The following is a 24,042-nucleotide window of genomic DNA, read 5'->3' on the forward strand; positions in this document are numbered from 1 at the left end:
CCTTAGAATACGAAGTCTAACTTAGCTGAATACAAGATTGAGTCATCTTCAAAGAAATTGCCTGTTGCGAAATATGTACCGACTGTTTCGATATTCTCTTGGAAGCCGCCGCTAGTACCTTTGTAGTCAACGTAAGTAACATCAACTTTAAGTGACATATTCTTAGCAAAATCCCAACGTGAACCAACAGAGTAAGATAGACGCTCGTAGTTTAAAGCCTCTCTAAGAGCAGACTGAACGCCTGTCATATTAGTACGCTCTTCATTGTCAGTCGTTTCTACCCAGTTGATTGATAAATAAGGAGTAAACTCATTGACTCTATAGCCAACTAAAGCAGAAATAGATTGATAGTCATAGAACTCACCATCTAGCTGCACATCCGCACCTTCGATGTTAGCGATTAAATCACCGTTGTCATACTGTGCACCAAGTGAAATAAACTGACCGTCTTTACTGTCTAACATTTTGCCCATTCGACAATATGGGTCAGCAAACAGACTATCGTCGTTAAAGTTACAAGATGGGTTCGATTCAGCAACAAAGTAAGAACCACGGAACGTCATATCCCCTACGTTCCAGTTCGCACTCACACCCATCAATTTGTCTAATTTAACTTCGCCAACAATAGAGTCGTCTTCGTCAATGGTGCCAACACCAATAACGGGTTGAATCAATAAACTTGAATTATCGAATTCTACTGGGATCAAGAGATCAGCACCGGTATAGCTTTTTAAAACGATATTTTCGTACAGCTCTTGCGAAGGACGAATCATCGGATAAGCGTAACCAAGATCCGTGTAATCTGAGTAGAAAAACAGCGGTAGGCGTAGCTTACCAGCACGAGCAGTAAAACGTTCAAAGTCGTATGATGCATACGCCATCTCGATCTTTGGTTCGTAGTCATAACGACTATTCGCAACAATCTGCGTTACAAATTTAGCTTTCTCATTCACATTAAAGTCAAACTGAAGTCCAGCAAGCGTCTCTTGCTCCCATTGCAGATTATCGCTGGTATATCCCGCATAATTGACATCATTGTTCGCTTTACCGATTCCAACCGAACCAAAACCACTAATATTAATATCTTCCATACTTGCAGCATTTGCACCACAAGCAACACTCACCAAAGCAGCAATTAGTGTCTTTTTCATAACGAACTCCACAGTTATGTTTTAGTTTTTATTATTTTCAGCCCCAAATTCGAGGCAAACTCCCGCTGTTCTTCTTGGTGAAAACCAAGAAAAACGTCACTTAAAAAAACAGCAGGAAGAATTGAGGAAAGCTAACGGATCTTAAAGTGACCCGTTAGTTCAGATAGGTTTCGTGTGATTTTTTGAATATCCTGAGCGACTGAATCGACTTGTTGAACACTGTCAGTAGTACCTTCAGCCATATCACGGATATCCGTTACAAACATTTCAATACGAGAAGAGGTCTGTTCTTGCTCTTCAGTTGCCGATGCAATGCTATCGTTACGTTGACTAATTTCCATCACATCATTGGTGATCTGAATAAGAGATTTCTCCGCCACCAACGACTGTTCAACACAATTCTCAGCTTTGATTGCACTTTCCGAGATAATTTTTGACGCCATTTTAGCTTGCTCTTGCAGCTGAGACAGCACGGACTGGATCTCTTGCGTAGAGCTTTGTGTTCTTGATGCTAATGTACGAACTTCATCAGCCACAACAGCAAAGCCTCTGCCCTGCTCACCCGCTCTGGCCGCTTCGATAGCCGCGTTTAATGCAAGTAGGTTAGTTTGCTCTGCGATCGCGCTAATTGAATCTAGTATCGATCCTGCACTTTGCGTATTGGTATCGAGTTGCCCAACCACTTGAGAAGCTTGACGTACATCTGTGGTGAGTTCTTGTACCGCAAGAATAGTACTCTTAACTTGCACTTCGCCCATAGACGCTTGCTCGCTCGCACTTGTAGCAGACAAAGATGCATCACTTGCATTGTGAGCAATATCTTTAGCCGCGCTAAATAGCTGCTGTAACGATTGGGATACTTCTTCAATAGCCAAGTGTTGATTTTTGGACAAAGTGCGCGTGTTTTGGCTTGTGCTCACTAAAGAACGCGAAATAGAATCCAACGCCACCACGTTTTCAATGGTGTCTGTCACATTACGTTGTAAGTGAGAAACAAATGAATTAAACGAATCAACTAGTGGTTTAAGTTCATCGTTTTTCTCATGCTTCAGCCTAACTGTTAGATCACCTTCGCCTTCTGCTATGTCTCTCATTTTGTCACTGATATTGGCTAAGTCTTTACGTATTGCATAGACAACAAACCAGCCAAATAAACACAATGAAATCAATGCAGCAACACCAAGCACTCTCATGATCCGGTTTGAACGAAGATTGTTTTCTTCAAGGGAAGTTACCGAGCTTTCGAAATCAGAAATTCGAGCCTCGGAAAAGTCATTAACCCCTTTGGTTAAACCTTCTAGTATTTCACTGCTCTGTTTAGCCAGTTGCCCTGCTTCACTTAATGAAATATCTTCGTCAATCATTCCTTTAGCTATTCGATACGCTGAATCAAAGTAAGCTTTCGTACTTCTTTGAAGTTCAGTAATCGAATATTTTATGGATGGATCTAACTCAGACTGCAGTTTAAAGTTCGCAATAATCGCCTTGTATGTTGTGACGTTCATTGCCAATAATTCTTCATCACCCAACGTCACCGCTAAATTAAAACGTTCGGCGAGTTGAGGTATTAACACTCGATTCATCGAAGATGAGTCCATTATCGGATAGATAACTTCATCAATTCGATTTACTTGTTGATTGTTATTACTTAAGGCCCTTTCGCCCACAAATAAAATACTACTGAAGCCAGCAAAAGAAAAAAGGCACAAAGCCAAAACTTTATTTTTTATAGAAAGGGAAAACATCAAATATCCTTATAAACGGAATAATATACCGTGTCTTATTTGTAAGAATACTTGCGCGTGTACGCGGCAACAATTCAGATAAAGCATGATTACCATAAATAATTTCGATTAAACACATAAATACGGTAAATCATATGCACCTAGATTTGTAACAGTTATTAGCGCTTAGCATCAAGACTTCTATCGCAGACCAAAAGCTATGGACACTAAAACTCAATTCAATTCAATTGCTCTTTTAACCCGTGAATAACTAACATAGAAGCAATAACATCAAGTGGTCTCATTAAAGAATACGCCATCTTGACAATGTGCAACTTGACACCTAAATTGACCTTATAATCGAATTTTTGGGAATGACAATTTGACCTTATCGCCAGACCTAAGGGTTTTGATTGTAGACGACTCTAAGAGCGCCACCATTCTTATCAAACAGCAGCTAGTTGGTTTGGGGATTCCGCATAGAAATGTTTTCATTGCGACCAACTACCAACAAGCGATCAAAGCAGTCGAAAGTCACTCTTTCCATGTCCTTCTCATCGATTATCATCTAGAACAATCTTTCACTGGATTTGAGCTGCTAGGGATTCTCTATCGAAACCGACTGATCGATCATACCGTTGCAATTATATTGCTCTCTGGTGATATGCGTCAGGAAACGGTATTGACAGCTTTATCCGGCGAAGCGCACCACTTTATTTCTAAACCAATCAATACACTTGCTCTTGGAAAGAAAATTCAAACCGCCGTCTTTGAAGCAAAGCAAATTAGCCAGCTTACAAACCTATATCCAATCAATAATCAAGTAGCACTCAATTCAGCATTAAACATTCCAGGAAAGGATACCAAGGTACAGTTCGAAGCAACGCTTATCGAACACTTGATAGCACGCAAAAAGTGGGAATTGCTCTCATATTTACTTAATAAATCTGGAACGAACATGCATCCAACCAAACTGGTAGCAGAAGCTTTAATTTTGGACGGGTTGGGTAAGCCAAAGTCAGCCATAGACAAACTGCACAACTACCTTGTTGCTCAGCCTCTTTCTTTGAACGTGATTGATTGTTTAAGCTGTATTTACGAAAAACACCAGATGTTAATACCAGCGTTAAAATTGGCGATACGAGCCTTTGAATTAACACCGAGCATCAGCCACCGTGCGATTCGCGCCATCGATTTAGCTGAGAACGTCGACAATACTCAAGTTCTGATCAAGTTAGGGGAGATTTACGCTAACAGTATTTCATTAGCAGACCTCGACGTTATTCACTCTATATCGACCTATTTCAACGCGTTGAGAGCAACATATGAACGAGAAATGCATGTAACCAACAAAAAATTGTTGATAGAGCATGCAGGACAATTTACGACACAGGTTAATCTAAAACTACCAAATCACTCGCAAAATCAAATACTTTCAAACCTAGCGATTTTCCATTGTCATATTCTGATATTCGAAAAAAATGAAAAACTTGCTCATCATAAATTGGTAAAAGCGACTACTTTGCTTTCTCATCGTTTTTACGATGGCCCAACGGATTTACTCAACCAATTGTTACCTTTACTAGATCACTTTGGGGAATACTCTATGTACCGTGCAGTGACGAAATGTATCCTATCTCGCGGTGATCCTGTATTGCATCAAATTCAACCAGCAACACTGTCTCCTTCCACTTTGATAAACCTAGAAAGTGTGGATTCAGTAAATGATCTTAAGAACTATATTCACAATTACCCATATTCTGTAGCCGCTAAACTTGACTATTTATATGCTGTAAATAAAACTCAAATACAAGAACAACTTAGTGACGATTTCGTACAAGAAATCACCCAGCTAGAACTTCCAGAAAAATGGAAGACATGGGTTAGCGACTTATCACTCAAGGGGTTTATCACCAAGCCACCTTGCCCATTTCCCACAATCAGCCGACGGGAGTCTATATGCTAGATTTTGACGCTTTAAACACCTATTTAGACAATGACCAAGAAGTCATTTTTGCAGTATTGTCTGTGTATCAAGAAGATCATGGCAACTCATTAGACGAGATAAAAGAGTTGGTACAACAACAAGATTGGGGCAAGCTTCATTTTACAGTGCATACTTTAAAAGGCATCTTAGCCAGTTTCGGCGAAGAAACGGCCACGGCGGCCTTGGAGCGAGTCGAGCAAAACACGCTCAATAAACTCGCACCTAAAGATGAGGATCTGTCCGTAATCTACAGCGAAGTGAAGATCATCAACAAACAGATTGATGAGGCGCTTAGCGCTTATTAACAGCCTCAATGTGCAACTAACCCGTTATTATCTTCTAGTTGTTCAGATACTCGATAGAATTAAACAAGCTAATAGAGTTTAGACTTGACTCGTTACACTTATCAGCAGGACAAGATAGAGAGTTGAAGTATTCTAAGTAGAACCTTAACTCTTGCCACTTTCTTTGACGCTAGCCTTCAAATCACACAAGCTATAAACGGCTATAAATTCACACCACCTATCTGGGAACACCAACGCATAGATCACGCGTTATAACCCATGCATGTTCATGTTTTCAATGAAAAAGCAGTACATTTAATGAAATGCAAAATAGCTAAATATTTGTAGATCTTTTTGTGACTGGAGTATACGAAATTGCATTTTATTTATTGGTAAACGAGAAACTGTTATCTACACTCTAATAAAATCGAGCGTTAATCACTCAGTAGCATAATAATAAAATAAAACGTTCAGTCGGCTAAATAAGGACAAGGAAATGAACAAAGACAGTTTTGCTGCGTTCCAGGAGCTCACGGATCACCCTCCTACTAAAGGCTCATTGACTACCACGACTGAACCCTATGCGTATTATCTAAAGGATCTTGTGGGCATTGACCTTCTATCTCGTGAAGATGAAGTGTATTACGCTAAATTGAATTGCGCTGGTGATAAAAAAGCGCGCGATGTAATGATCGAATCAAACTTGCGCCTGGTTGTAAAAATCGCAAAAAGTTACCTAAAGCGTAAAGGTAATAACTTCACTCTGCTCGACTTGATCGAGGAAGGTAATATTGGCTTGATCAAGGCCATCGACAAATACGACCCAGAACCCGGCTATCGTTTTTCAACCTATGCCGTATGGTGGATTCGCGAAAACATCGAAGCCGCATTAATGAATAAGGGTCGGACTGTCCGCTTACCGGCTCATGTGTGCAAAGAAATTAATAGCCTCGCATCAAAGAAGTTAGATATAAGCAAAAAAATGAGTAAAGAAGTTTCTATCTCAGAGCTATCATCAAGTTCTGGCGTTAAGGTTGAGCGTGTCGATAAATTGGTGGCGTTAAGCGGATTTATTGACGTAACAACAACAGTAGGCATTAGCCATGCTCCACTTGTGTTGGAACAATGCGAAAGCGAATGCATCCCCGACCCTCAACAAGACTGTGAAGATCAATCATTCACACACGCGCTTGAGCAAATCATCAACACACTGCCACCGAAATTGCAGAAAGTGCTCATTCACCGCTTTGGTTTCTTTGATAACAAGGTGAAAACACTTTCGGAGGTGGGAGAAATGTTGGATGTAAATGTGTCGAATGAACGTGTTAGACAAATGCAGAAAGAAGCGATCGAAAGAATTCAAAAACGACTGAAATTTGATGGCTGGGTCTAAGCAATTAAGAACACAAAACTTAGCAACTAGAGCGCTGAATAGCTAGATTAGACATTTAAAGAACAATCATAAGGGTGAGCTTCAAAGCTTGCCCTTTTTGTTTGCCTACTTCGTTAAAACGTTTGAACGATCAGAAGTATATAAAGCAAAGTGCCATTTTGTTGGCTAAACAGTCTTACAGAGAAACATAGGAGTATTGATTACTTCAAGAAGTAACACGTTCACTGCGTAAAATAAGGTAATTCACATAGGTAGTTTCAAGGCAGTTTTGTTCCCACAAAGACAAGATGCGCTTAGTTGCAAAGTAATAGTCTTTATTCCTCAATAACATGCCAACCGTACGACTTAGTTTCTCAAACCGTACTTGGTCGCTTGCCGAAATATAATCGTCTTCACTTTGAATAATCGGAGCCAAACCATCGGCAAACCAATTGTTCAGAATTTCTCGCATCTCTAACTCAGATTCAGGCACATCGATACTCGACAACTCTCGATGTTGAGGTGGTGGCACTATGTATCTAGATGCTTGTGGTGAACTGACATATCGATACATGTCGTCCCTCCTTTTAACTGACTCTTCTAATAATTAAGGACACTTTTATTCGTTCACAAGTTTTAATGTCCAGTTTTTTATAGCAGTTTTTAAATGAGAATAATGAACAATAAATGACAAATAAAAAGCCATGCAAACCCTCTCTGCATGGCTTTAATAAACGCAACGTTATGCGCCTATTTGCTTCTTAGTTCAAAAGACGACTGAACTCATTGGGTTAAATTTGGCTTTGGTCTAAGTCGTTGCCTTGATCAGTTCCAGTTTGAGAATCTGAATCGAAGCTGCCAGAATCGTCGGTGAAGTCAACACCTTGCTCTTGACCACCTGAACTTGTCCAGTCGCTGCCGCCAGACTCCATACCTGCCATGTCCGGTTGCTGTTCTTGCGTCGAACCTTGCATGGTGTATTGATCGTCGATCTCAACTTCAACAGAACCGCTTGCACCGTCTATTGAGCTACCCAAATCATCGTAACCTTGGAATTGCACCTCGCTAGTACCTTCGTACCCTTCTGGAAGTTCTACGGATACAGGCTGATCTAGGTTGCCACTGATTGTGAAGCTACCATCACCGTTATCCAGTGCGTTGCTCACAGTAGCGCCTTCAGGTAAGCCAGACATATCAGCGTAATCAACCGATTCGTTACCACTCACCTCATCTGGAACCGAGATAGAAATAGTATCGCCCGGTGCCGCTGTAACATCAGCCACGCTGTTCTCGACTTCAGTTTCAACATCTTGAACTTGGTCAACAGTTTGCTGAACCACATCTAGTTGTTGCTCTTCTGTTACTTGAGCAGCTTGAACTGGTGGTTCATCACTTTGTGCTGAGTTATCGGCTACTTGGATGCTTAAGCTGTGGCTTGATACTTCGCTGCCATCGTTGACTTCAACATTCATCGCTAAATTGCCATCGAAGTCTTCGTTTGGCCAGTATGTCCACTGACCTTCGCCTGATTCAGCGAAGAAGCCTGCATCATTCGCGTCGGCAACATCAGCAACTTGTGCAGAATCACTCACACCTAACTCATCCACCAGCTGTGACTCTGTGATGATTAATGAACCATCACCCGCTAAGACATAGCCTTCGCTTAGGGCTAATTCTTCGGCGTCTTGTATATCAACATTGAAGAAGCTTTCGATACGGTTTTCGCCATCGGTCGCTATAAATCCAACTTGAACATCGCCGGTGTAGTCTTCAGCCGGTGTGAATTGATAGTTACCTTGGTTATCGCTCTCAATTACGCCCTGACCTTCCATCAAGCTTACTGACTCAATGCTCAAGCTATCGCCTTCTGCATCGCTCAGGTTCGCTAACATGTCTTCATCAGTGAACGACAAGGTTGTATCCGCTGCTATTTCAGTGGTTGTGATGCTGTTAATTTCTGGTGTTGCATTCTCTCGCGAGTCACCTTCTTTCACGACTACGCCAGTTTGCTCATCATGAAGCACGCCGTCTTTATCAATCACGTAAGCAATGTCTGCTTCGCCAGTAAAACCTGATGCTGGCGTGAACGTCCAGGTGCCATCGCCATTATCGACAATCTCACCTTGGCTTCGGTCTGCTAGATGAACCAGTTTCACTTCATCATCGCTATCAGCATCCACATTTTCAGCTAAACCGATTAGGTCGTCCGCGGTTAGGATGATGGAATCACCCGCTAGGGTTTCGAAATCACCTGAATCGATGCCATCTTCGAACGCTTCTGGTTCATCTCCGTAATCAACCGTTGTTGCGCTAACAGTTACGAAGAACTCACCATGGAAGTCTTCAGGAGGCGTCATTTGAATGTTTGAGATATCCCAATCGAACAGGTCGATGTATTGACCCGGCTCGGTGATCATCACGGTATTTACACCATCCGTCACCTCAAATCCAACCGGAAAACCTGTCATCACCAAGTTACTGAGTGTTTCTGAATCATCGACTAAGCCAACGTTCAATCCTAAGTGACCCGTTTCATCTTCACCGAAGACTAATGGACCGTCATGGTCAGTTGAAATAACCGCACCATCTGCGGCAGGACGTACGTACACAGGAACATCGAGAACCGTTTCGAACTCACCGTCACTTACGACAACTTGTAGGTCTGAAACGCCTGCAAAGTCACCCGTTGGTGTGAATGTCCAAGTACCATCGCCGTTGTCTGTTACTTCTCCGCCATCTTCACCGTCTGCGGTGATGATGCGTGAAACCACAAGGTCAGCGGTATCAATGTCACCGAACAAGTTCATCAAGTCGCCAGCATCAAAGGTGAACGCGCCATCTTCGTTTGTGGTCATCATTGCGTTGCCGACGTTAAATGGTGCGTCGTTAACCGGAATGACATCCACATTAAGCGAGCCATCAACCACTTCTTCACCATCAGTTGCTTGATAACCCAGTTCTACCAAGCCATTGAAGTCTTGAGTAGTCACTAAGTGATACATGCCATCTGGCTGCTGAGTTAAGGTCGCATTGGCTGGAGCACGAACCGTGATGCTTTCGATGCTGATCTCGTCACCATCAAGGTCTGTGACTTGATCCGCGATGTAAGCAGGGTCAATCACCATGACCACATCTTCTTCGCCTTGCATCTCAATCATTGGCGCTTCAGGTGCATCATTCACTGGCGTGACATCGATGTTACCGTCGACTGAAATTGTCTCTTGGCCATCACTAACGTTAAACGTCATTGGCACATCGCCATTGAAATTTTCGTTTGGCGTAAATGACCAAGTACCATCTTCGTTGTCTAACAACTCACCCAAGCTAGGATCGATTTGTAGACCAGAAGCTGACAGCTCGTCTGCGGTGTTATCGATGTCGGTAGCTTGAGCTAACAACATATCTTGTGTGATAAGAATGGTGCTGTCTTCGGCTGTGGTTAGTTCCACTTCCTCAGATTCTGGTCCATCGTTCACAGCCAGAACTTCGATACCTGCCGTTGTTGTTGCAGTCGCACCGTCGTCATCGGTCACGACCACATCTAAGCTGATATCACCGTTAAAGTTCTCACTCGGCGTGAAGGTCACAGACCCGTTATCGTTTTGAACCAAGGAGCCGTCAGAGCCTGAATAAGTCACGCTTTCAAGCGACACTTCACCATCAACGTCTGAGCTATTAGCAATCAACTGCTCAGGGCTCAATGTGATGGTGCCATCTTCGTTCATTTGGTAAGACGTTGCGCCTGCCACTGGTGCATCGTTAACGTCTGTTACCGTTACGTCGATGTTTGCATCAACCGTCTCTGTACCGTCAGATACTGAGAAGTCCAGACTTACTTCACCGTTGAAGTTTTCGTTTGGAGCAAAGGTGTAAGTGCCATCGCCATTGTCGGTAAACACACCCTCTGCGCCAGTGTAAGACACATCAGCAACTGAAAGCTCATCACCATCAATATCAGAAGCACCCGCTAGCAGTTGCTCGTCTGTAAAGGTAAGTGAACCATCTTCTTCAATGGTGTAAGCGACATCTTCTACAACCGCGATGTCATTCACTGGATTCACAGTAAGGTCGGCCGTTGCAACAACCGTTTCAGTACCATCAGAAAGGTCGAAGCTAAGGTCAATATCACCATTAAAGTCGGCATCCGGTGTAATAGTAAATGAACCATCATCGTTTGCCGTAACGGTAGCGTTATCACCCGCGGTTAGATTAGCCGCGGTAAGATCATCGCCGTCCAAATCCGATGCTTGAGCAAGCAGTTGTTCTTGGCTTAGCGTGATTGAACCATCTTCATCGACTGAGTAAGCCAAGTCACCTGATACTGGTGCGTCGTTGACTGCGATTACATCAATACCCGCAGTAGTTTGAGCCGTTGCACCGTCGTCATCAATAACCGTCACATCAAGGTTGATGTTGCCGTTAAAGTTTTCATTTGCTGCGAAGCTGTAAGTGCCATCACCATTGTCAGTGAAGATACCGTCCGCGCCAGAGTAGGAAACGTCGCTAACGGATACATCACCTTCAATGTCTGAGCTGTTCGCAATAAGCTGCGCTTCAGAGATGGTAATCACGTTATCTTCGTCAACGCTGTAGGTCGTTGAACCTGCAACTGGCAAGTCATTAACAGCAATGACGTCGATACCTGCAGTTGTTTCAGCAGTTGCGCCATCTTCATCCATTACAGAGACATCAAGACTGATATCACCGTTAAAGTTTTCGTTTGGAGCAAAGGTGTAAGTACCATCACCATTATCAGTGAACACACCATCGGTGCCGCTGTAGCTGACATCGCTGACAAACACTTCCCCTTCAACATCTGAACTGTTCGCCAGTAGTTGCGTATCGCTTAGGGTAATGCTGCCATCTTCTTCAACACTGTAAGCAGTGGTTCCAGCAACCGGTACGTCATTAATTGGGACAACTTGCACATCAATGTTTGCCGATACAACATCGGTACCGTCACTGACATCGTAAGTTAGGTCAACGTTACCATTGAAGTTCTCGTTTGGAGCAAAGGTATAAGTACCATCGCCATTATCCGTGAACACACCGTCGGTACCTTCGTAATTAACCGATTCGACAGAAAGGTTCTCGCCATCAATATCCGTTGCACCAGCCAATAGCTGTTCATCAGTAAAGATCAACGACCCATCTTCATTAATGGTGTAGTCGTGGTCGTAAATAACAGAAAGGTCGTTAACGGCTGTAACGGTGACGTCTAGTTCTGCTGGAGTAACACCACCGTTGCCATCGTCCACGTTATAGCTAATCGAGAATTCACCGTTGAAGTTCTCTTCAGGAGTGATGGTGTAAGTGCCGTCACCATTGTCAGTGATAAGCGCGTTCTCAATTGAGACGTCTCCAACACTTGGTTCGTTACCACCCGTTTCACCAGAGTCTCCATCTTCATCACCCGTTAGCAACTCAGAGATATTAATGCCGTTTTCATTCGCGAGCGCTTCTTCAGCCGTTGGCAAATCAAACGCATTCTCGCTGCCTACATCTTGGCTTGGAACTACAACACCATTAACGATATCAAACACATGCCAATGCTCACCCGTTGGATTGTCAGGCAAGTCTGGAGTAAAGGTCTCAACCAAAGTATCGCCAACAAACACCTGAACCTGCACATCTTCAACACCATCTACATCCCAACTTCTGTTGGTGTAGTTGTGTACTGAATAGTGCATGTCAGCATCTTGATAATTTGGAATAGTGATGGTTTCAGGGCCACCGCCATTTGTGTCATCAACATCTTGTTGGACGACATTGCCTTCACCAAGGTCGTGGCTCATATCGCGGTAATAGATATGGTCTAACTCATTGCCATTCTCTGTATCGTAAAGCCATAGGTGATTATCCATATCACGAGGGCTCTCACCCCAGGTCACGACGATACGCATATCTGTTTCTTCAAGGACTTCAGATATTGCGGTTACGCCACCATTGGTATCTTCACCTGCTGGTATAAGGAAGCTGCTGGTAATAGAGCCTTCTTGTTCAATAGTTACGGTACCTTGGTCAACAACTGGACCACTCACAGAGTAGTGACCAAATTGGTCTGTCACCGTAGTGTATGAGTGACCGGCGTTATCGGTCATTGTGACGTCTGCACCAACGACTGGGCTACCCGTTTCAGCATCCAGCACCGTACCGGTTACGGTCGTTTCATCGCCCTGCTCTCCGATAATTGCGGTCATGTCATCGTCTTCGATGTCAGTCGCGAATTGTAGGAGTTCTTCTTGAGTAATGGTGTACGAACCATCTTCTTCAATGGTTATCGCAACATCAGCAGAAACAATTGGCGCATCATTAACTGGATCAACCGTCAAACCTAAGTTAGCCGCAATCGGTGTGTCACCATCGCTGATACTGTAAGCCACATCGATGTAGCCATTGAAGTTTTCGCTTGGAGTGATCGAGAATGTGCCATCGCCATTATCGACAATCGTTGCATCATCTCCCACCAAGGTTAAGTCGGAAGCGACAAGATCACCACCTTCAATATCAGCGGCATTCGCAAGTAGTTGCTCCTGCGTGATCGTGATGACATTATCTTCATCAACGTTCGCGTAAACATCAGATGTCGTTGGCAAGTCATTAACTGGGTTTACCGTCAGATCGGCGTTTGCCACAATTGACTCTGTACCATCCGAAATATCAAAGCTTAGGTCGATATCGCCATTGAAGTTCGCATCTGGCGTTACCGTAAAGGTGCCATCACCATTATCAACAACGGTTGCATTATCGCCCGCACTTAGGTTGCTTGCCGTAAGCTCATCACCATCCACATCAGAAGCTTGAGACAGCAATTGCTCTTGATTCAGAATAATCGAGCCATCTTCATCAATGCTGTACGCCAAGTCGCCCGATACTGGTGGATCGTTAATTGGCAAAACATCAATACTTGCGCTGGTGGCAACTGTCGCACCGTCTTCATCTGTCACCACTACATCGAGGCTCACATCACCGTCGAAGTTTGCATTCGGTGCAAAGCTGAATGTGCCGTTACCGTTGTCAGTAAAGATACCGTCAGCGCCTGTATAGTTAACGCTATCAATCGCCACTTCACCTTCGATATCAGAAGCGTTCGCCAACAGTTGCTCGGCACTGATGGTGATAACTTCGTCTTCGTTGACAGAGTAGCTGGTTGAACCCGCGACTGGTGGATCATTCACCTCAAGAACAGTAACTCCAGCTGTCGTTGCTTCCGTTGCCCCTTCTTCATCGGTAACAACAACATCTAGACTCACTTCGCCATTGAAATTTTCGTTTGGCGAGAAGGTATATGTACCGTTACCGTTGTCTTCGAATACACCATCGGCACCGCTGTAAGCCACACTATCAATCGCAAACTCACCTTCAATATCTGAAGAGTTCGCTAGCAATTGTTCGTTACTGATCGTGATGGAGTTATCTTCATGAACCGTGTAAGACGTGCTGCCCGCCACTGGTGGATCGTTCACCTCAAGTACACTAATACCCGCGGTGGTTGCTTCAGTTGCGCCCTCTTCATCGGTAACGACAACATCAAGGCTAACTTCGCCGTTGAAGTTTTCATTTGGCGAGAAAGTATACGTACCGTTACCGTTGTCTTCCAAGACACCATCGGCACCTGTGTAAGCCACACTGTCAATCGCGACCTCACCTTCAATATCTGAAGAGTTGGCAAGTAACTGTTCGTCACTGATAGTAATTGAGTTGTCTTCATGAACCGTGTAAGACGTGCTACCCGCAACAGGTGGATCGTTCTCTGGTGTCACGCTCACATCAATATTGGCTTGAACCGTATCGGTACCATCTGATACATCAAAACTGAAGTTCACATCACCATTGAAGTTTTCGTTTGGCGCAAAGCTGTAGCTTCCGTCGCCATTGTCAGTAAGAACACCGTCGGCGCCAGTGTAAGTCACACCTTCAACCGATAGGTCATCCCCATCGATGTCTGTCGCACCTGTTAGCAAGTCTTCGTCAGTGAAGTTCAAGACGCCATCTTCACCAATACTGAAGGCTTGATCTTGTGGTTGTGGTAAGTCATTAACCGGGTTAACAGTTAAGTCAGCGGTAGCAACAAGTGTGTCTACCCCGTCGTTGATGTCGAACGTTAGGTCAATATCACCGTTGAAGTTCGCATCTGGTGTGATGGTAAAGCTACCGTCATCGTTAGCGGTAACCGTCGCATCACCATCAACCATTAGGTTGGAAGCGGTTAAGTCATCACCGTCTACATCATTCGCTTGAGATAGAAGTTGCTCTTGGCTCAAGGTAATCGAACCGTCTTCCTCAACGCTGTATGCCAAGTCTCCTGATACTGGAACATCATTGATTGGTAAGACATCAACCGTAATATGAGTATCAACTTGAGCGCCGTCTTCATCTTGAATGGTCACATCTAACTGTACTTGGCCATTGAAGTTTTCATTCGGTGCAAAGCTACATGTGCCATCACCATTGATGGAGAAGATGCCGTCTGGGCCATCGTAGTTAATCTCGACGAGCTGTACATCACCTTCGATATCAGATGCGTTCAATAGAACTTGAGTCTCATTGAAGGTCAGTACAGAATCTTCATCGACAGTGTATGACGTTGGACCAGCCACAGGAGGGTCGTTTACCTCAAGGACTGTAATACCCGCGGTAGTCGATACGGCTGCATCGTCTTCATCCACAACAACCACATCAAGGCTAACTTCGCCATTGAAGTTCTCGTTTGGAGAGAAGGTATATGTGCCGTCACCGTTGATTTCTAGAACACCGTCACTGCCACTATAGGTAACACTATCAATCGCTACTTCCCCTTCAATATCTGAAGAGTTCGCTAGCAATTGTTCGTTACTGATCGTAATGGAGTTGTCTTCGTGAACGGTGTAAGACGTGCTACCCGCCACTGGAGGATCATTCTCTGGCGTCACGCTGACATCAATGTTAGCAGTTACCGTATCGGTACCATCTGATACATTGAACGAGAAGTTCACATCGCCATTGAAGTTTTCGTTTGGCGCAAAACTATATGTGCCATCGCCGTTATCTGTGAGAACACCGTCTGCGCCAGTGTAAGTCACACCTTCAACACTTAGGTCGTCCCCTTCAATGTCCGTTGCACCCGTTAATAGGTCTTGGTCATTGAACGTTAACACACCGTCTTCACCAACTGTGAACGCTTGGTCTTGCGCTTCTGGACCATCATTCACTGGTGAAACGGTTAACTCAAGATTGGTAGAGACAACATCATCACCATCCGATACATCAAATGTGAAGTTAACATCGCCATTGAAGTCAGCATCTGGCGTTAATGTGTAAGTACCATCACCGTTATCGGTAATCGTAACGCTCTCATCATCAGTTGCTAAATTCAGAGCGGTCAGCTGGTCGCCATCGAGATCACGAGCATTAGCTAACAAGTCTTCTTGCGTAATGATGATAGAACCATCTTCTTCCACAGTTGCAGCAACAGGAAGTGCTTCAGGTGCATGTTCAATGTGGGCGCCTGTCGCGTTAATGTAGATGGTTTGAGAGACCGTTTCAGAATCATCATTCGATAGCTCTGTTGCGGTTGCGGTTACATGAACTTCAAGCTGCTCGTTGAAGTCTTCTGGTAACTGGATTTGTAGCGCATTTTCGATTGCCGTTGTTGGTAAGTTCACCGTACCATCAGGACCAACCGTCACTTCACCGCTGTAGATTTGGCTGTTCACTTCACCCACATCGATTGTGAAGTTGAAGTCCGTGTAGTCAGCGTCACCACCGCCATACAAATCTTCAAAGCCGTAAACCAGCTCGCCGTCTTCATTAACCGTCGTACGAGTATGTTCGATACCATCTTGGTTTAGCTGAGAGCTTGAACCACCATGGAAGATCGCGTCACCGTTCTGCCCTTGCACTACGGTTTCGGTTCCATCTGCAGCAACAAAGACAAGTTGAGGATCAACCGTGTCCATGTTCGCTGGTGAACCATCCGCTGCACGGAACTCGTACTGACCGTCTTGCATCGCGTCAAAGTCATTGTGTTGATGTCCGTTTGGAATCAAGAACAAGTTGAAACTCTCACCTTCCTCGACTTGGAAGCTGAACTGATCTTGCCCAGGAACAAGGTCACCACCGCCATCAACTTGTGATGCGTTTTCATAAACGACTTCAACACCCGTGATGTTACCGTCTTCGTCAACTTTGTAGTAACCCGCGGTGTTTTGGTAACCTGCGGTTTCACCTTCAAACGTTACAGTGATTTCAGTATCGTTGTAACTGGTGATACCGTTATCTTGGTCATTCAGAACGCCTTCGTTATCGTATTGGATGACAGAACCTTCCGGCACACCATCAACCGTTACAGTCAGTGTTTCAGATAGATCTTGGTCGACAAGCGCCGCTGCAATGTTCAGTTCAACAATGCCGCCAGGCTCAACCAAAATAGCTTCATCATCAACGTTAACGCCGTCGCCATCGGTAATCACAAGATCTGGCGCATCCGCGACCGCTTCAATATGAACGTTTAGGTCTTGCTCTACTTCAGTTGTGCCATCGGTAACCGTAAAGCTGAACTGTAGGTCACCACTAAAGTGCTCTTCAGGAACAAAGCTGAACGTGCCATCGCCGTTATCGGTGACTGTGCCTTCATCGCCAGAATAATTGATACTGGTAACGCTTAAGTCATCACCATCAATATCAATCGCACCACTCAACAGATCTTCTTGAGTGAACAGGATGCTGCCATCCTCTTCAATGTGATACATGCCTGGAGCAACAATTGGAATGTCATTCACCGGATTAACGGTCAATGTCATGTCATTAGATGTGCTTAGCTCTCCGTCACTTACCTCATAAGTAAATGCAATATCACCGTTGAAGTTTTCAGAAGGTGTTACTGTGTAAGTACCGTCACCATTGTCTACAATGCTGGCATTTGGATCATTGGTTTCCAGCGCACTCGCAAACAGCTCATCACCATCTTGATCGCTCGCGCTTTCCAACAACATCTCTTGTGTAACGAGAATTGAACCATCTTCGTCGACATCTGCAACCATTGGCGTCGCTTCTGGCGTGTCATTGACGAACTCAACTTTTAGGTCAATGTTTGCAGCCACCACGTTGGTGCCGTCACTCACATCAAACGTTAAGTCAACATTGCCGAAGAAACCCTGCTCTGGCGTTAATGTGTATGTACCGTCACCGTTGTCCGTGACTTCTACCGTGTCGCTCGCGCTAGTCACATTCACAACAGACAGCGCATCGCCTTCAACGTCTGTCGCTTGTGCTAATAGTTCAGCTTCGGTAATGGTGATTGCTTGACCATCTTCCGTTGTGAAAGACATGTCTGGAACGTCTGGCGCATCGTTGATTGGATTTACGATCAGGTTAAGATCGGCTGCCACTGTCTCAATTGCGTCAGTGACATCGTAAGTGAACTCAATCTCACCAAAGAAGTCTGCACTTGGTGTGATTGTGAAGCTACCGTCTGAGTTTTCTACAATAACCGCATTTGGATCGTTGGTCGCAAAGTTAACCGCTTCAAGGTTGTCACCATCGACATCGGTTGCATTCGCCAACAAGTCCTCTTGCGTAATGGTGATTGAACCATCTTCATCAACCGCCGCTTCAATTGGGCCGCTAACTTCAGGGCCTTCGTTGACAATTTCAACGTCGACTGTTGCAATGCTTGGCGCGCTTGCTTGACCATCACTGATATCGAAGGTCAGATTCACTTCACCAGAGAAGTTCTCTGCAGGCTCGAAGGTGAAGGTATTATCACCGTTATCCGTTAAGGTACCTTGCGTTTGGTCTGCAAGTAGTAGGTTTTCAACATGAAGAATGTCACCATCAACATCGGTCGCACCAGACAATAGGTCTTTCGCTTCGATGATCATGGAGCCGTTTTCAAGCATTTGGGTGTGTAGCGGCTCACCTGGAACAGGAATATCGTTGACTGGTATAACTGTTAGATCTAGGTGCGTTGCTACTTCATCGGTGCCATCGAAGACTTTGTAATCGATGTCGATTTCACCATTGAAGTTTTCATTCGGCATGAAGGTAAACGTGCCATCGCCGTTGTCGACCAAGTCACCGTGATCACCACCGTAAGTGATGTCAGAAATAGACAGCGTATCGCCTTCCACATCTGTAGTGTTCGCCAATAAATCATCAGCACTGAAAGTAATACCTTGGTCTTCGTCTGTCGATAGCACCATTGGACCAGAAACGATTGGTGCATCATTCACCGACTCGAAGTTAATGTTAATGATGTTGTCGTCGGTCAATTCACCATCGGTAACTTGATAACCCAGTTCGATTTCACCATGGAAGTTTTCATCCGGTGTTACCGTCCAAGTACCATCACCATTATCAGTCAGTGTTGCATGCTCTGAGTTTTCACCCACCAGCTCTAGATTTTGAATATCAAGGTCGTCGCCATCAATATCAGAGGCTTGTGCCAGTAACTGTTCTTCTGTAATCACAACAGAAGCAAACTGAGCAGAACCTTCCGTATCGATAGTGATATTTGGAAGATCAGCCGTTAGCTCGATTTCGTTGTCACCCGCATGGATGTTCAACTCAACCGTTTCAGTGATTTCAGAACCGTCTACACCAATCGAAGTAAACACGGCTTCATCATGACAGGTTTGTGACACTGTCATGTTTTGAACGACGTAAGTACCATTTCCTTGTACCGTACCGAGTTCAAAGTAAGACACAGGTTCAGAGACGGTAAGCGTGTAATCAGTCTCATAACCACCACGATCTTCTTTGTGGTAAGTCATCGAGTCAATTAGGTCGCCATCCTCATTGAATGCTTTGATTTCTACTTCTGTAAAGTGACGTGAATCTTCCATGAACCAACCACCTAAACCATCTAGGTGGAAACTGATTTCGTTGATGTCTTGGCCTTCAACTGAAACAGTCAGTTTTTCATCACCACTCAGCCCTTGGCGATCGGTATCACCAAGGCCGTGACCAATGTGTGTGTTACCATTCCAAGCGCCAAGTGGATCATCGTTACTTTGAACCGTTACCGTTAAGTCGCCATCCGAGAACTCACGCGTGTATGGGTCTACTTCTGTGCCCCAATCGTCTACGCTCGCATTATCGTCGAAGGTACCAATTTGCGTGGTATGTGTTCCTTCAGCCAGAGCACCCTCACTTGGAACAAAGCGTACTTCTGTATCAGCAGGCACTTCTTGTCCGACTTCCAGTACTACCCACTCATTGTCAAGATTTGCTTCGATGATGCCGTTTTCTGGTGCTTGATCCAGGCGTAGTGCCGGCTCTTCACGAAGCGTCACACCAACCGTTTGGTCTTCTTGTGCTTGAATGAAGATTTCTTCGCCCGCTTCTGGCGCATCATTAACTGGGTTAACCGTTAAGTCGAGTGTGGTTAGAACTTCATTGTCACCATCACTGATGCTGTATGTAAAGTCCAACTCGCCATTGAAGTTCTCTGTGTGCGTGATGGTGAATGAACCATCGTCATTAGTAACAATTGTTGCGTCTGGATCGTTGGTTTGTAAGTTAGATGCCGTTAACTCATCACCTTCAACGTCAGTTGCATTCGCAAGTAACTGCTCTTGAGTAATGGTAATTGAATTATCTTCGTCTACCTCAGCCTGAATGTCCGAAGTTTCAGGTCCATCATTCACAGCAATAACATCGATGCCAGCGGTTGTTGTTGCGGTTGCACCGGCTTCATCAACGACAACTACGTCTAGTGAAATATCACCATCGAAGTTTTCATTTGGCGTAAAGGTGTAAGTACCATTACCGTTATCAACAAACGAACCGTCGTCACCAGCGTAAGTCACGCTCGATAGAGCAACGTCACCTTCAACATCGGAAGAGTTCGCTAATAACTGCTCATCACTGATCGTGATTTGGCCATCTTCTTGAACTGTATAAGACGTTGAACCTGCGACTGGAGGATCGTTCTCTGGCGTTACGCTGACATCAATAACAGCAGCCGTTGAGCCTGTGCCATCAAAAACATCGAATGAGAATTGAACCTCACCATTGAAGTTCTCGTTTGGAGCAAAGCTGTATGTGCCGTCACCATTATCACTAAGAACGCCGTCTGCGCCAGTGTAGAGCACGTTTTCAATCGACAGTTCATCACCATCAATATCTGATGCTCCTGCGAGTAGGTCTGCGTCTGTAAAGAGTAGTGTGCCGTCTTCTTCAATTGAGAACTGTTGATCTTGCGCTTGTGGCAAGTCATTCAGCGGATTCACGGTAATGTCTAGGCCAACTTGAACTGAACCACCGTCGTTATCGATGATATCGAAGTTCAGGTCTAGGTCACCGTTGTAGTCTGCGTCTGGTGTAATGGTGTAGCTGCCATCGTCGTTTTGTTGGATGGTCGCGTTTTCATCGGTCGACAGGTTAATAGCTTCTAGGTTTTCGCTATCAATATCACCCGCTCGAGCTAGCAATTGATCCTGGCTCAGAGTGATCGAGCTATCTTCATTAATGGTATAAGCCAATTCACCAGAAGTCGGTGGATCGTTGATAGGTAGTACATCAACATTAATATGAGTATCAACCGTTGCGCCGTCTTCATCTTTAATGGTCACACCCAGTTGAACTTGACCATTAAAGTTTTCATTGGGTGCAAAGCTACATGTACCATCACCATTTACGATAAAGATTCCGTCCGAGCCGTCGTAATTGATGCCGACTAGCTCTACATCGCCCTCAACGTCAGAGGCATTCACTAAAATCTGAGATTCGCTGAATGTAAGAACAGAATCTTCATCAATGGTGTAAGACGTTGGACCTGCAACCGGTGGGTCATTCACTTCTAGAACGGTAATGCCCGCGGTGGTTTCATCAATCGAACCATCTTCATCAGCAACAATCACGTCAAGGCTAATATCACCACTGAAGTTTTCATTAGGAAGGAAGGTATAACTGCCGTCACCGTTGTCTTGGAACACACCATCTGTGCCGCTGTAGGTCACGCTATCAATCGATACCGCGCCTTCAACGTCAGATGAATTTACTAACAATTGCTCATCAGAAATAGTAATGGCATTGTCTTCGTTCACCATATATGAGGTAGAACCCGCAACTGGCGGATCGTTCTCAGGCGTGACGCTAACGTCAATGTTGGCGCTGACTGTTTCTGTACCATCAGACACATCGAAACTGAAGTTCACATCACCATTGAAGTTTTCATTTGGCGCAAAGGTATAAGTACCATCACCGTGGTCGGTCAGTACGCCATCGCCACCTGTATAGCTAATACCTTCTACGGTTAGGTCATCACCATCAATATCGCTCGCACCAGTCAATAGATCGGCATCAGTAAATTGCAGCGTACCGTCTTCTTCAATACTGAATTGTTGGTCTTGAGGAGCGGGTAAATCGTTAACTGGATTAACAGTAAGATCTGCAGTTGCTTGAACCGTGTCAGTACCATCATTGAGGTTGAATTGAATATCAATGTCACCATTGAAGTTCGCATCTGGTGTAATGGTAAAACTACCATCATCATTAGCGGTTACTGTCGCGCTACCATCAACCGTTAGGTCGCTCGCAGTTAGGTCTTGGCCTTCAACATCAGACGCCTGAGACAGCAACTGTTCTTGGCTCAATGTGATTGAACCATCTTCGTTAACGTTGTACGCCAAGTCACCCGATACTGGCGCATCATTAATTGGCAGAACATCAACATTGATGACAGTATCAACTTCTGCACCATCTTCATCACGAATAGTCACATCAAGCTGAACTTGGCCATTAAAGTTCTCATTCGGAGCGAAGCTACAAGTACCATCGCCATTAACCGAGAAGATACCATCTGGGCCATCGTAGCTAATACCAACAAGCTCAACGTCCCCTTCAACATCAGAAGCATTAAGTAGCACTTGCGATTCATTGAATGTCAGTACTGAGTCTTCATCAATGGTGTAAGACGTTGGGCCTGCAACTGGCGGATCGTTCACTTCAAGAACGGTAATTCCAGCGGTTGTGGCATCGGTTGCACCTTCTTCATCGGCAACCACTACATCTAGAGCGATTTCACCATTGAAATTCTCGTTTGGTGAGAAGGTGTAAGTACCATTACCGTTGATTTCAAGGACACCATCGCTACCCGAGTAAGTCACGCTGTCTATCGATACATCACCTTCGATGTCTGAAGATGTTGCCAATAGTTGTGCATCAGAAATGGTAATCGAATTGTCTTCATTTACGGTGTAAGACGTAGAACCCGCAACTGGTGGATCGTTCTCAGGAGTCACACTAACATCAATGTTTGCAGACACCGTATCGGTGCCATCAGATACATCGAAGCTGAAGCTCACATCGCCATTGAAGTTTTCATTTGGCGCAAAGCTGTATGAGCCCTCACCCAGGTCAGTCAGTACGCCATCAGTACCTTCATAAGTGATACCTTCAACCGTTAAGTTGTCGCCTTCAATGTCTGTAGCACCTGTTAACACGTCCGCATCAGTGAAGATGAGTGTGCCGTCTTCTTCTATTTCAAAGGTTTTATCTTCTGGTACAGGCGCGTCATTAATAGGACGAACCGTTAAATCAATTGCGCTGCTTACGGTATCTTGGCCGTCGCTGATATCAAAAGTTAGATCAAGTTCGCTGTTAAAATCTGCAGAAGGAACAACCGTGAAAGTGCCATCACCATTATCTTGAACCGTTGCATCTGCGCCGACTTGAACGTTAGAAGCAACCAGTTCATCTCCATCAACATCACTTGCGTATTCGAGTAATTGTTCTTGAGTGAATGTTATGGAGCCATCTTCATCCATGATGTATGCCAGGTCTTGTTCTACTTCTGGCGCATCATTTTCACTTTCTACTTGGATTTTGAACGTTTCGCTTACTGTTTCAGAATCAAAGTCATCCTCTACTTCACTGATGCTCTCTTCATCAGAAGCTTGAACATCAACTGCAAACGTCTCTTCTATCGTTTGTGAATCTAAATCGTCATTAGCTTGTTGCTCACCAGAATCAGAAGAATCAGCGTTAAGCGAAGCAGATGTTGTTGCTGCTTGACCTTGCCCTTCATTACCTTCCGCATCTGTCCCACCGTCAGAAGACGTGCTTTCTCCACCACCTACAGCTTGAGCCCCTGCTCCTGAGCCGCCACTCCCAGCTGTGGCACCATCTGTGCCTGTCTCTGTTGCTGCACCATCAACCACGTTAGATTGAGCAGCATCTGAATCACTACCGCTTTCTGTTGTATCTTCTTGAACAGCCGCGCCAGAAGCAGAGGCATCTTCAGCATTGCCTGCACCACTCGGATTGTCTTCTAAAGCCTGATTAACCTCGTCGGCCGCATCCGTGTTTTCAGCACCCGTCGCAATTGTCGACGCAATCGTATTTTGTTGATTTTGTTGATTCTGCTGTTGGGAGGGCGTACCCGCGTCGTTCGTGTCCGTTTGTTCTACCGCGTCATTTAGATCTTCATTTTGGTTGTTTTGGTTATTTTCGCCTGCCATTACAGCCTCCGTTGCTACTAGCTAACTGATCGTATTTAGAGGCATTAAAGGACACCATTTTGAAAAACCAAGTTTTTATA

Annotated in this window: 7 protein-coding genes; 3 read left to right on the forward strand and 4 right to left on the reverse strand. The window is 44.7% G+C overall.

The features are described from left to right. Positions 1 to 2: 2 nt before the first annotated feature. Both SJY39_RS11240 and SJY39_RS11245 read right to left on the reverse strand, forming a co-directional pair. Positions 3 to 1,151: a hypothetical protein gene (locus SJY39_RS11240; RefSeq protein WP_016789851.1), complete on the reverse strand. Its 1,149-nt coding sequence runs from the start codon at positions 1,149 to 1,151 to the stop codon at positions 3 to 5. Between the two features lie 131 nt (positions 1,152 to 1,282). Beyond that, the gene (locus SJY39_RS11245; RefSeq protein ID WP_016788221.1) at positions 1,283 to 2,896 is read right to left on the reverse strand and encodes a methyl-accepting chemotaxis protein; all 1,614 of its coding nucleotides are present in this window, start codon (positions 2,894 to 2,896) and stop codon (positions 1,283 to 1,285) included. Positions 2,897 to 3,257: 361 nt separating this feature from the next. On the opposite strand from SJY39_RS11245, the gene SJY39_RS11250 reads away from it, so the two are divergent. From SJY39_RS11250 to SJY39_RS11260, 3 genes are all read left to right on the forward strand, one after another. Further along, complete coding sequence (locus tag SJY39_RS11250; RefSeq protein WP_016784196.1) at positions 3,258 to 4,841, forward strand: response regulator; 1,584 nt, start codon at positions 3,258 to 3,260, stop codon at positions 4,839 to 4,841. After that, positions 4,835 to 5,167 (forward strand): Hpt domain-containing protein, encoded by a 333-nt coding sequence (locus SJY39_RS11255; RefSeq protein WP_010429358.1) that lies wholly within the window; start codon positions 4,835 to 4,837, stop codon positions 5,165 to 5,167. The genes SJY39_RS11250 and SJY39_RS11255 overlap by 7 nt, the downstream gene beginning before the upstream one ends. A 475-nt stretch (positions 5,168 to 5,642) precedes the next feature. Then, complete coding sequence (locus SJY39_RS11260) at positions 5,643 to 6,539, forward strand: RNA polymerase sigma factor RpoD/SigA (protein WP_016788220.1); 897 nt, start codon at positions 5,643 to 5,645, stop codon at positions 6,537 to 6,539. A 205-nt stretch (positions 6,540 to 6,744) separates the two neighbouring features. Here SJY39_RS11260 and SJY39_RS11265 read toward each other — a convergent pair whose 3' ends face one another. Continuing rightward, positions 6,745 to 7,092 carry a hypothetical protein gene (locus tag SJY39_RS11265; RefSeq protein WP_010429354.1) on the reverse strand — a complete coding sequence of 116 codons (348 nt, stop codon included), beginning with the start codon at positions 7,090 to 7,092 and terminating at the stop codon, positions 6,745 to 6,747. A 217-nt stretch (positions 7,093 to 7,309) separates the two neighbouring features. After that, positions 7,310 to 23,962, reverse strand: a complete 16,653-nt coding sequence (locus SJY39_RS11270; RefSeq protein ID WP_016793663.1) for a tandem-95 repeat protein — start codon at positions 23,960 to 23,962, stop codon at positions 7,310 to 7,312. Between the last annotated feature and the right edge of the window lie 80 nt (positions 23,963 to 24,042).

The organism is Vibrio sp. R78045 (assembly GCF_042466085.1).
Taxonomy (GTDB): Bacteria; Pseudomonadota; Gammaproteobacteria; order Enterobacterales; family Vibrionaceae; genus Vibrio; species Vibrio cyclitrophicus.

Bases quoted from the DNA above. Each gene is read 5' to 3' on its own strand.
- SJY39_RS11245 (WP_016788221.1), bottom strand. From the start codon at position 2,896: ATGTTTTCCCTTTCTATAAAAAATAAAGTTTTGGCTTTGTGCCTTTTT.
- SJY39_RS11260 (WP_016788220.1), top strand. From the start codon at position 5,643: ATGAACAAAGACAGTTTTGCTGCGTTCCAGGAGCTCACGGATCACCCT.
- SJY39_RS11240 (WP_016789851.1), bottom strand. From the start codon at position 1,151: ATGAAAAAGACACTAATTGCTGCTTTGGTGAGTGTTGCTTGTGGTGCA.
- SJY39_RS11255 (WP_010429358.1), top strand. From the start codon at position 4,835: ATGCTAGATTTTGACGCTTTAAACACCTATTTAGACAATGACCAAGAA.
- SJY39_RS11265 (WP_010429354.1), bottom strand. From the start codon at position 7,092: ATGTATCGATATGTCAGTTCACCACAAGCATCTAGATACATAGTGCCA.
- SJY39_RS11270 (WP_016793663.1), bottom strand. From the start codon at position 23,962: ATGGCAGGCGAAAATAACCAAAACAACCAAAATGAAGATCTAAATGAC.